This is a genomic window from Rhodococcus sp. 14C212 (genome assembly GCF_011058195.1).
Lineage (GTDB): Bacteria > Actinomycetota > Actinomycetes > Mycobacteriales > Mycobacteriaceae > Rhodococcus > Rhodococcus aetherivorans.
Genome location: NZ_JAALEH010000151.1, coordinates 1 through 8,462, shown reverse-complemented (window position 1 = coordinate 8,462; position 8,462 = coordinate 1). Strand labels below are relative to the sequence as shown.

Here is an 8,462-nt window from a genome sequence, read left to right as displayed (position 1 = left end):
TCTCCTTCGAGGTGCTGGTGCGTGGTCAGAGACCACCAGCATCGAAGGAGACCCGCCCTCATCGGCGGAGCCACACGGGTGAGCACTTACGGTGAGCAGGACTGAGCATTTTCAATGAGCGCCATCAGGGCGAGCCATCCGTCGATGTGTCGTTGGCTCACGCTCTCGAGGTCGACACCCTGATCGCTCAGGTGGTCGAGAAACGCTGCTGCGACGGTGATTTCCTGTTTCGCTGAGCGAACAGCGGCGGCTGTGTTGTGGCTCGGAAGCCGGCGGATCCGGCGCAGATGATGCCAGTGGGCGAAGTGGGTCAGGGGTGTGTGGCCGAGTTGTCCGTCGCGGCGGCCGAGGGCGGTGCTGAGCCACCGCTCGAATCGGGCAAGGTGCGGATCTCGTTCGGCCAGGAGTCCGTGGTGCACCGCCAGCGCCCGGAGGTGTTCGACGGGCCGTCCGGGCGGCAGCAGGTCGAGACCGTCGTGGCTCAGCTCCACCTCACCGGTCCCGAGCGCCTGAAGAAGCGCCGCTGCCTGCCGACCCCGCATCCAGGTGAGCATGCTCTGCGGGCGGGCTGCGGAGCTCAGGGCCTCGACGAGCCCGTGGCGGGTGTCCTGGGCGTCGGTGGGATGCAGAATCGCCTGGAGGTCCTCGCGCAGAGCGCAGCGGGCGCAGAGCTTGGCGCGGTAGCGCTCTTCCTCGTGCCCGCAGCGGTGGCAGTGCAGGTCGAGGGCGATGCCCGCGCAGTCCACGCAGATGGCGGCGCCGGCTGCGTCACGTCCGGGCAGCATCCGGACGGCCGAACATCCGGGACAGGTGCCGTGGGTGCGGGTGGCCGCCGAGTAGCAGGGGTAGCAGATCGCTCCGTCGGGCCAGCGGGCCACGATCTTCTTGGTGGAGTGCCGGCATCGGTCGCAGTGGTGTGCTCCGGGGCTGCGCGGCCGACCTCGTCGTCCGCCGGCGGGCGTGCCGCTCCCGGCGTCAGTCCGTGTCATCTCGGATGATCCGGGCCCGCCGCGGACGCCCCACGGTGTTCAGATCGATCACCGACGTCCCGGTCGCGGCGCGACGGGGCGTCTGCTCCGCATAGGTGAAGGTGAGCAGGTCTTCGAGTTCGCACGCGAAGATGGCACACAACGCCCCCAGCACCCGGGGGGAGACCCGGTCCGGTGTCTGGCCTGAGTTGCACCAGGTTGGCCGATTCTCGGGACGGATCCGGCGTTTGTGCTGGTGAAAGCGGTGCGGGTTCGGGAAATGGCACACTAACGGATCGGTAGACTCCCGCTCTGTGGCTGCCTATATCCGCAAAGTCCGCACCGCGTCGGGCGCGACCGCGGAGCAGATCGCAGCCAAGCAAGGCCGCCGAGACAAGGTGCTCGAGCACCTCGGCTCGGCGCATACCGACAGTGAACTCGCCGCTCTGCTCGAGACCGCCCGCGAGAAACTTCTTGCCGGCCAGCAGCAACTCGATCTCGACCTGGGGGCGGGTACCGGCGGGGCATCGGTGATCACCGGCAAGCGCTCCCGCTGGCTGATCGAGGTCATCGACACCGCGTGGCAGCACCTCGGGTTCGATGTGATCGACAACGAGGCGTTCTTCCAGCTGCTGGCAGCCCGCATCGTCGAAGCGACCTCGGTCAGCGACACGGGTCGCGTGCTCGGCGAGATCGGCATCGTCCCCGCACACCGCAACACGTTCGTGCGGACCCTGCAGCGCTGCACCGAGCATGGCTACCGTGACCGGATCGCGCAGCGCTGCTTCGAACACGCCGCCGCCGCGGGCGACCTGAACCTATTGCTCTACGACGTTACGGTGCGCCGTGAGGCGCTTGCTGTTCGAGCGGAGGTGAGAGACCTTTGCCTTGAGCCTGGCCGTAGCCAGGAGTCTATGTAGCTGGGGGCAGCCTGACCGGGGAACCGGGGAGACGCCCGGGAGGGTGGGAGCAGCCCCGACAAAGCCGTGTCGCGTCAGCACCGCTGGATGGCGTGGGCGCGGCGAGCGATGCCGAAGAGGTATACGCGAGGAACCGGTGTCATCACCTGTCTTGACGTATAACCGCCTCCAAACCCTGCGGATATGGGGCGGGCGCGGTGAGCTGTCTGCCGGAGTGACGGGCAGGCAGACCCTCCGGGGGACGAGTTACTTTCCCCGGGCGGGGCCGGCGGCGAATGACTACGGAGTAGTCGCCGGTGGGTGCCGCAGGCAGATAGCCGGGTGCCTCCTTCGGTGAGCGAACAGCGAGTGAACACGGGAAGGTTCTCGGATCTGCCACGACCGTGGTGCAGCCGGTGCTGCGGGGTGGCTGGGTGCGTTGTCCACCGATCGATCCGGGAGCTGGCGGAGCCGCCGTAGTACTGCGAGTCCGGGAGAGCCGGACACATCGGGAAGGGCGGCAGCGACGATGGATAGGAGGTACTGCGATGGCGCAAGACGCGTCGGTGAACTCCGGCGCCGGGCCTCGGGCGGAACTCGCCCGGGATCGGGTAGCGCGGACGCAGATCAAGTATCACCGGTGGGCCAAGACCGACCGCGCTGCGCGGGGTCAAGTCCCGTGAGGTGGTGTACGACGTCGTCGCGTGATTCCTCGTCGGTGGATCAGGCAGTCAAGGCCGGTGTCACCTCCTCGGTGTCCTCGGTGACACTGTCGGCGGGCTTGTCGGTGCGGGAGCGGGCGAGTACGTCGAGGCCGAGGTAGCGGCGGCCTTCGATCCACTCGTCGTGCTGTTCGGCCAGCACCGCTCCGACAAGTCGGATCAGAGCGGTGCGGTCCGGGAAGATCCCCACCACGTCGGTTCGGCGGCGGATCTCCTTGTTGAGGCGCGGATTGTTGCTCCAGATCTGTTTCCAGATCTGCTTCGGGAACGCGGTGAACGCCAACAGATCCGACCGTGCGGCGTCGAGGTGATCGGCCACCTTCGGCAGCTTCTCGGTGAGTGCATCGATGATCCGATCATATTGTGCGTGAACGGAATCCGCGTCGGGCTGGTCGTAGACGGAGTGCAGCAGTGTCTTCACCCAGGGCCACGACGACTTCGGGGTGACGGCCATGAGGTTCGTCGCGTAGTGGGTGCGGCACCTCTGCCAGGAGGCGCCGGGCAGGGTGGCGCCGATCGCCGCGACGAGGCCGGCGTGGGCATCGGAGGTCACCAGTCTCACCCCGGTCAGCCCGCGGGCGACCAGCCCGCGGAAGAAGGTCAGCCAGCCGGCGCCGTCCTCGGCGGAGGTGACGTCCAGCCCCAGGATCTCGCGGTAGCCGTCGGCGTTGACCCCGACCGCGACCAGGGCGTGCACGTTCACCACCCGCCCGTTCTCGCGGACCTTGAGCACCAGGGCGTCGGCGGCGACGAAGGTGTACGGTCCCTGATCGAGGGGTCGGTTCCGGAAGGCCTCGACCTGGGCGTCGAGATCTTTCGCCATCACGCTGACCTGGGACTTCGACAGCGAGGTGATCCCGAGGGTATCGACGAGTTTTTCCATCCGGCGGGTCGAGACGCCGAGCAGGTAGCAGGTCGCAACGACCGAGGTCAGGGCACGTTCGGCCCGCTTGCGCCGCTCGAGCAGCCAGTCCGGGAAGTACGAACCTTGCCGCAGCTTGGGGATGGCCACGTCGAGGGTGCCGACGCGGGTGTCGAAGTCGCGGTGCCGGTAGCCGTTGCGGCTGTTGGTGCGTTCGTCGGAGCGTTGGCCGTAGCCCGCGCCGCACAGGGCGTCGGCCTCGGCGCCCATCAGGGCGTGGATGAACATCGTCAGCAGCTCGCGCAGCAGGTCGGGGCTGGCGCCGGTGAGTCGGTCTTCGACAAGCTGGCGGAGGTCGATATCGTGGGCAGTGGTCATCGCGTGCTCTTTCGTCGAGTCGAGTTGGTAGCTCTCTCGAAGGACGCTTCTATGTATGTCAATGGGCAGCACAGGCGTTCAGAACACGAAAGAGCTCCCGGGCGATGTAGCGCTTGAGGCAGCGGCGGATCTCCGGGTCGGATTTGCCTCGTGCACGGCTTGCGGTGATGTAGGCGTGGGTACGCGGACACATCCGCCACCGTGTGAGCAGGATGTCGTGCAGTGCCCGATTGAGCTGTCGATCGCCGCCGTGGTTGAGACGGTGACGGTGGGTGCGACCGCTGCTCGCCGGGACCGGACTGACTCCGGCGAGGGCCGCGAAGGCAGCCTCGTGCCGGCATCGGCCGTGATGGGACCACGACGCGATCAACTGGCCGCCGCTGACCGGACCGACACCGAGAACGTCCTGGAGTCCCGGGGCGAAGGTCTCGACGAGCCGGGCCAGCTGTTGTGTGTTCGCCGCCAGGGCTCGTGTGCCCTCACCGATGGCGAGAGCCAGGCGGCGCGCCTCCTGTCGCCGAACCTGCGCTTCGACGTCGTCGCCGGTGCGTCCGCGGCGGCGTCTGATCGCACTCAGAGTGCGTTCACACATCGAGGCCCGCGCCCACTGCCGGTCCTCGTCGGTGCCGGTGAGCAGCAGAGCCCGCAGTCGGTTGATCTGAGCAGTGCGCGTGACGGTCAGCTCGTGTCGCGCACCGAGCAGGATGCGGATTGCTTCCCGATCCCCGTCACTGCGAGGCAGGGCTTTCCGGTGTTCTGGCATGCGCAGGACTCCGAGTGCGGCCAGGCGGGCATCGCCTGGATCGGATTTGCCGCGTCGCCGGGTGCGGCGGCGCGGGCATTCGACCTCGACGACCGTGATCCCGGCGGTGCTCAATGCCCGCGCGAGCCCGATCCCGTAGCTTCGGGTGCCTTCGAGCCCCACTACGATTCGTGGGCCCGGTGCATGTTCGGCGGTCCAGGCCAGCGCATTGGCGAATCCCGCGGTGTCGTTGGTGATCATCAGTGTCGCGAGTGTTGTGCCGTTCGGTGCGGTCATCTCCAGTGCATGGGTGTCGCGGTGGGTGTCGCCGCCGATGACGGCGTCCACACTTTCTGCCAGCATGGTCATGGGCCTTCGCGCTCCTTCGGGTGCGTGGGTCAGGGGCGGCACCGGCCCGGGGCGAACCACCCGACGGCATATCTGTGATGGGTCACGTGCGGTTCGGCACGGACAGGCTTCTGATCAGGCCAGCAGGCGGAGCGGGCCGGTGCCGACGCCCGGAACGACGGGTCCTTCGCACGGCACACCCAGACGGGTGGCCAAATCACGCGTGAGTCAGTTCCAGACATCGGCACCGATCCTGACAGCGATTCCCTATCGAATCGCTACGACACACACTCACAAATCACGCGGTGACCGTCTTTCGTCCGGTTACGACACGCCGGCCAGTTCGTTCCGGTCCGGTTCGTACGCCATCTTCATGGACGCAACCCCGACTGATGCGCGGCCCACCTCACGCTTGACCCAAGCGGCTGTCCGTAAGATAGGTCACATAGACGGGATGATTGTCGCTAGCGCCACGGTCGTCCAGGCAGTCAGGAGTACACGTAGATGGACATGGACGTACGGCACCTGAGGATGTTCGTTGCCGTAGCTGAAGAAGGCAGCATTCGCCGCGCGGCTCAGAAGTGCTTCACCGCCCAACCTCAAGTTTCGCAGGTCATTCGTAGGCTGGAACGAGAGATCGGTGTGGACCTCTTCGAACGTTCGCACCGCGGAGTTGAGCTGACCCCCGCCGGCCTCGTTCTGCTCGATCAAGCGCGGCACCTTATTCGCAGATTCGATCACGCGGTCGAGAAAGTGCGGGACACTGCGGTAACGCGTCCGCTAGTCGTTGGTCTGATGGCTGGACAGATTGCAGCAGCAGAACTGACCGTGCCCATCGTGAGGGCATTCAAGGACGCACATCCTGGCGTACCAATCAAAATTCATGAGTGCACATTCGACGAACAGTTCAGCGGGCTGGCGGATGGCAATGTTGACATCGCGCTTGTGCGCCCACCGTGCTCCGACGATCGTCTTACTGTTCTGCCGCTTTTCAGCGAACCCCGAATGGTGTGCATGAGTAAAGCTCACCCCCTAGCGGACGCCAGCAGCTTGTCTGTCGAAGACATCCTCTACGAACCCATGATTGATCTTGTCAATGTTCCTCGTAGCTGGATTGATTTCTGGCTTCTGAACGACATTCGTCAGGAGCCCGGTCAGACCTGCAGCACACCCGCGGTGACGGTCGCTGAACTGAAATTCACACTGATGTTCGAGCATGTTCTCATGCCGATTGCGGGGAGCACTTGGCGTATGGGCCTTGAAGACCCATCGCTCAGGGCGATTCCGCTCCGCGATGCCACGCCATCCGAGATCGCTGTGGCATTCAATCAGGAGGAGACGAGGCCCGAACTTCGTGCCTTCGCAGCCTGCGCACAGGAAATCAGCCGCCTCATGATCGATCGTATTCCCGGCGGCAATCTCTGCGAACTTTCTCGGTAAGTATGTTTTTCAACGGAGCCGGCACACGACTGCTGAGCGTGCGAAGGCACTTCCGAGTCAGCAGAGGTTGACCAGCACGGTGTACTGACTCATCCTCGGCACGTACGCATCGCCGGTGGAACTGCCGAAGGCGAGGGAAACGGTCGGGATTCCGGCGGCCGTGAGGCGGGTGAGTTCAAGGAAGGTCCGTGCGCCGGGCACGAAGATGTCGATCTAACGGGGAAGATTTGCGCCACCGGATTCGACGAGCGTGATCGTGGGCAGCCGTTGCGCTCGGCGATGTCGAGGGCACGCACCTGCTTGGCGGTGGCATCGGGTTAAGCGAGGGCGTCGAGCATCGCCCGGCGAGCGAGCAGGAACTGCTCGGATTCGGTCTCGAAGCGAGTGAATAGACAGTTACCGGTACATGTCGATCAGATCATGGAATCCGTGGGCCCGCCACTGATAACCGGTGTGGGCTCGTCGGTAGCGATGAGCCCACACCGGACGACCTTTTGCGCCCAGGCGTCAGCTCTGCTCGGCGGCCGCTGCAGCGATATTGGCCATGTTCAGTCCCGGCAGAAGCATGTGTCCACCGTCGATCACCAGCTCGTGACCCGAGACATAGCGCGACTCGTCGGAGGCCAGCCAGAGCACACCCTCGCTGGTCGCCTCCGGAGGGAGCATTCCGACGTCCTTCAGTAGGGCATACGCCTTGCCGCCGGATTCCATGCTTTCCCTGGTTCCCAGTCCGGGACCGCCCGCCATCAGGTCCCACCCGCCCTGCCAGTCCAGAATCGGCGTTCTGACGACACCGGGCAGCACCGCGTTGCAGCGGATGCCGTGCGGTCCGAGTTCAAGCGCCACAGCCTTCATCAGGCCGAGGACGCCGTGCTTGGCGCTGACGTAGTGCGCGTAGTTCGTCCCCGCCTCCCGGCCGTTCACCGACGCGATAACGATCATGGAACCGGCGCCGCGCTCGATCATGTGCGGGGTCACCGCCTTCAAGGTGCGCATCACACCGAGCAGATCGACGTCGACAACGTCCCTCCACTGCTCTTCGGGAATCTCCCAGAACGGGCCGGTGCTCCATGCTCCGGCGTTGGCCACCACAACGTCGATCCGACCGAACTCGGCCAAGCCGGATTCGACTGCTGAGTCGAGATCGGCCTGATTTCGAACGTCTCCCACGACGCCCAGGATGCGCCGGTCGAGCTTTTCGACCAATCTCACGGTCTCGTTCAGGTCGTCTTCGGTCGCCAGGGGGTGGGGGATTGCGCCCTGGCTCGGGCAGTCGAGGGCGATGATGTCGGCCCCCTCCTCAGCGAGTCGTAGCGCGTGTGCTCGGCCCTGCCCCCGGCCGGCACCAGTAATGAAAGCGACTTTTCCATCCATTCGACTCATCAGTGACCTCATTGTCGTCGTATCGATTGATACAACGATGCTATGTCGCCTGCCGAGTCATGCCAGTGCTCGAATTCATATCGGGCTATTGGGATTTCGTCTCATTCAATCGGGTTACGAATGAGCAATTCAAGCCTATTCCTCAGGTGCGGTCCGCTCCGTATGCTCTGGTTCACCGCGGTAACCGTGTCGACTTACCTGGTCCGCGGTCACAGCGGATCTTTGTTGCCGCCGCCGAAGAAGGCGTCTCTGTCGCGCAGCGCCGAAGCTCTACATCTGCAGCCGCAGCTGTCGCAGATCCTCCCGACTGGACGTGACGTCGGTGCGATTCTGCCGAACCGCTCGCCGCGTGAGTTCGAATTCAGCCGGTCGAACACATGTTTATTGAGAAGCCCTGAACGTCATTCGCGATTTGGCGCAGGCGGTCCAGCTGGTTCACATGGCCGCTGAGGCCGGCCGCGCAATCACGGTGGGGCTCCTCCGGGGGGTGACATGCCACCGGGAAGCTGTTCGAGCCGCCGCTAAGCCCCTTCCGCGACACACATGCGGCATCGTCGATCAAGTTTCGGGAACTGAGGTTCGCCCTGCAGTTAAGAGCGTGTCTCTTATGGGTTAGATCGTGTGTGCGGCATGATGACGGTCGTGGTCGATGCGTTGTCTTCCCGGTTGGTGCCGGATGCGTTGTGGGAGATCGTCGAACCGTTGCTGCCCGGATTCCGG

The 8,462-nt window shown here is 65.0% G+C and carries 7 protein-coding genes and 1 pseudogene; 2 read left to right on the top strand and 6 right to left on the bottom strand.

What is annotated here, in order from left to right; translation table 11 throughout:
• Window positions 1–86 precede the first annotated feature (86 nt).
• Together G6038_RS29595 and G6038_RS31065 are read right to left on the bottom strand one after the other, a co-directional pair.
• Window positions 87–989: a hypothetical protein gene (locus G6038_RS29595; protein ID WP_165042353.1), complete on the bottom strand. Its 903-nt coding sequence runs from the start codon at window positions 987–989 to the stop codon at window positions 87–89.
• Complete coding sequence (locus tag G6038_RS31065) at window positions 976–1,131, bottom strand: hypothetical protein (protein ID WP_240918849.1); 156 nt, start codon at window positions 1,129–1,131, stop codon at window positions 976–978. Before G6038_RS31065 ends, G6038_RS29595 begins: the two co-directional genes overlap by 14 nt.
• A gap of 151 nt (window positions 1,132–1,282) precedes the next feature.
• On the opposite strand from G6038_RS31065, the gene G6038_RS29585 reads away from it, so the two are divergent.
• Window positions 1,283–1,888, top strand: a complete 606-nt coding sequence (locus tag G6038_RS29585) for a hypothetical protein (protein WP_165042349.1) — start codon at window positions 1,283–1,285, stop codon at window positions 1,886–1,888.
• A 702-nt stretch (window positions 1,889–2,590) separates the two neighbouring features.
• On the opposite strand, the gene G6038_RS29580 is transcribed toward G6038_RS29585, so the two are convergent.
• A complete protein-coding gene (locus G6038_RS29580; protein WP_165042347.1) occupies window positions 2,591–3,829 on the bottom strand; it encodes an IS256 family transposase in 1,239 nt (412 codons plus the stop codon).
• A 58-nt stretch (window positions 3,830–3,887) separates the two neighbouring features.
• Complete coding sequence (locus G6038_RS29575) at window positions 3,888–4,940, bottom strand: IS110 family transposase (protein ID WP_165042345.1); 1,053 nt, start codon at window positions 4,938–4,940, stop codon at window positions 3,888–3,890.
• 483 nt (window positions 4,941–5,423) lie between these two features.
• Between G6038_RS29575 and G6038_RS29570 the strand changes: the two genes are divergently transcribed.
• The gene (locus tag G6038_RS29570) at window positions 5,424–6,359 is read left to right on the top strand and encodes a LysR family transcriptional regulator (RefSeq protein WP_165042343.1); all 936 of its coding nucleotides are present in this window, start codon (window positions 5,424–5,426) and stop codon (window positions 6,357–6,359) included.
• Between the two features lie 69 nt (window positions 6,360–6,428).
• On the opposite strand, the pseudogene G6038_RS31720 reads toward G6038_RS29570, so the two are convergent.
• Both G6038_RS31720 and G6038_RS29565 read right to left on the bottom strand, forming a co-directional pair.
• Window positions 6,429–6,626, bottom strand: a pseudogene (locus G6038_RS31720) (carboxyl transferase domain-containing protein); the annotation flags it as partial.
• 240 nt (window positions 6,627–6,866) lie between these two features.
• The gene (locus tag G6038_RS29565; RefSeq protein WP_165042341.1) at window positions 6,867–7,742 is read right to left on the bottom strand and encodes a mycofactocin-coupled SDR family oxidoreductase; all 876 of its coding nucleotides are present in this window, start codon (window positions 7,740–7,742) and stop codon (window positions 6,867–6,869) included.
• Between the last annotated feature and the right edge of the window lie 720 nt (window positions 7,743–8,462).